The sequence below is a fragment of the Streptomyces sp. NH27 genome (genome assembly GCF_056859195.1).
In genome coordinates this window covers 1-2,166 of record NZ_JACEGK010000814.1, presented here as the reverse complement: position 1 = coordinate 2,166, position 2,166 = coordinate 1, and the positions used below count along the sequence as shown (strand labels likewise).

The window sequence follows — 2,166 nt, the reverse complement described above, 5'->3', positions numbered from 1 at the left end:
TCCCAGCACGTCGCCGTCGCCGCTTCCGCCGGCCTGGCACCGCACGATCTCCACCTCGCCCGCCATGTGCGGCCACTTGACGGTGGAGAAGGTGACGACCTTGATCGGCCGCCCGTCCACCGCGGGCACCCGGTAGCCGCTGTGTCCCAGGGCGCGCATCGCGGCGAGCGCGTCACGCGGGTAGGCGAGGGTGATGATCACCGAACCGGCATGCGGGATCTCGGCGAGCGCCGCGCCGGCCGCGGCGGTGCCGGGCGCCCCCGCGAGCAGCCGGCCGGCCGCTGCGGCGGGCGTGGCGACGACGACGGCGTCCGCGTCGACGTGCTCCGTACCGGCGGCGGAGTCCACGGTCAGCCGCCAGCCGCGCTCACCGCGCACGAGCTCCCGCACCGTGGCCCCGATCCGCACCGCCGACCCCGGCGATCCGGCCAGGAAGGCGTCGGCGAGCACCTGGGGCATCCCGCCGAGCCCGCCGACGAGGGTGGATATGCCCGTCGGGGGCCGCTCACCGGTTTCCGGCAGCGGCGGGATCAGCGCTCCCGCCGCCTGTGCCAGCGAGGCGTGCCGGCGGGAGGCGGAGACCAGCGGGGACAGCGTGGCCGCCAGGGAGAGTTCGTCGGCGCGGCCGAAGTACGCGTCGGCCAGGAACGGGTCGACGAGCCGGTCCACGACCTCGCGGCCCAGCCGTCCCCCGACGAACTCCGCCACCGAGACGTCGCCGTTCAGCTCGGACATGGGCAGTACGGCGTCCTCGCGGGCCCGCGCCACCGCGGCATCGGACAGGATGCCGGACTTGGCCAGCTCGTCCATGTCGCAGGGCACGCCCATGAACTGACGGTCCGGCAGCGGACGGATCCCGTCCCCGGTCCGGATTCCCATCGCCTTCGTGCCCGCCGAGACGACCCGGTCGTCCAGCCCGGCCTCCTTGAGCAGCCGGGCGGTCTTGGGGCGCTTGGCGTATGTCGACTCCGCGCCCTCGTCGATGACGGTGCCCGCCAGTTCCGACACGGCGAGTTGTCCGCCGATCCGGGACGATCCCTCCAGGACCGTCACCCGCACCGGTTCGTTCCGCAGGAAGAACGCCGCCGCCAGTCCCGCGACGCCGCCCCCGATGACGACCACATGCGGAACTTCGCCTGTCTGAGACATTCTGTTGTCCGCCATTCCGCCGGCTCCCTCATGGATTGGTGTCGCCCCAGTGTGGGAAGTGCGGCCGGCAGTACCGGTCGAGCCCGGGTGGACCCGGCGCGGAGCGACACCGCGTGCGGTCACCTGTGCGGTGGGCCGCGTCGGGTCGGCCACGTGCGATCCACGCTCGACCGGCCGTCCACCGGTGTGCCGGACATTGGCGGTACGAGCCACCATCCACCCAGTGCGAGGAGAGGGTCATGCGGAAGGTCGTATCGCGGGACGGCACGACGATCGCCTACCGGAGGGCGGGCGACGGCCCGCCGATCGTGCTGATGAACGGCGCGTTCCGCGACCATACGATCTTCGACGCGCTGGTTCCCGAACTGGCGCCGCACTGCACCACCTACGTCTACGACCGCCGGGGGCGGGGCGAGAGCGGCGACAGTCCCGCGTACGCCGTCGAGCGGGAGATCGAGGACCTCGCCGCGCTGATCGACGAGGCCGGCGGCCAGGCGGTGGTGTTCGCCGGGTCCACCGGCGCGAACCTGGCCCTCGAAGCGGCCATGGCCGGCCTGCCGATCACCAAACTGGCGCTGCACGAACCGTACTTCCGCACCGCCGGTTACCCGAAGCCCCCGGCCAACTGCATGGACGTCCTGCAGAAGCTGCTGGCGGACGGCAGGCGCGGCGACACCGCGGAGTACTGGCTCGCCGAGTTGCTCGGGCTGACCCCCGAGGCCCTCGCGGACTGGCGGCGCGGCCCGCTGTGGGCGACGAACGAGGCGAACGCCCACACCCTCGTCTACGACACCACCATCCTCGGCGACTTCGAGGTACCCACCGAGCGGCTGGCGGGCCTGCGGGTACCGGCGCTGGTCGTCTACAGCGACGGCACCGGCGACTGGCTGCGCGACGCGGCCCGCGCGACCGCACGCGCCCTGCCCAACGGATGGGGCATGGGACTGCCCGGCTCCTGGCACCGGGTGCAGACCGACATCCTCGGCCGGGTCCTCGCCGGGTTCGCCACCACCTGAC

At 73.2% G+C, this 2,166-nt stretch carries 2 protein-coding genes; one reads left to right on the top strand and one right to left on the bottom strand.

The genetic code is table 11. The features are described 5' to 3' along the window. Positions 1 to 1,149, bottom strand: a 1,149-nt coding sequence (gene hemG / locus AC13HU_RS36110; RefSeq protein ID WP_483046225.1) for a protoporphyrinogen oxidase, incomplete at its 3' end; no start/stop codon positions are given. Positions 1,150 to 1,388: 239 nt separating this feature from the next. On the opposite strand from hemG, the gene AC13HU_RS36105 reads away from it, so the two are divergent. Then, positions 1,389 to 2,165 (top strand): alpha/beta fold hydrolase, encoded by a 777-nt coding sequence (locus tag AC13HU_RS36105; protein ID WP_483046224.1) that lies wholly within the window; start codon positions 1,389 to 1,391, stop codon positions 2,163 to 2,165. Position 2,166: the final 1 nt, after the last annotated feature.

Excerpts from the sequence above, each read along its gene's own strand:
- AC13HU_RS36105 (WP_483046224.1), top strand. The coding sequence starts at position 1,389 with ATGCGGAAGGTCGTATCGCGGGACGGCACGACGATCGCCTACCGGAGG.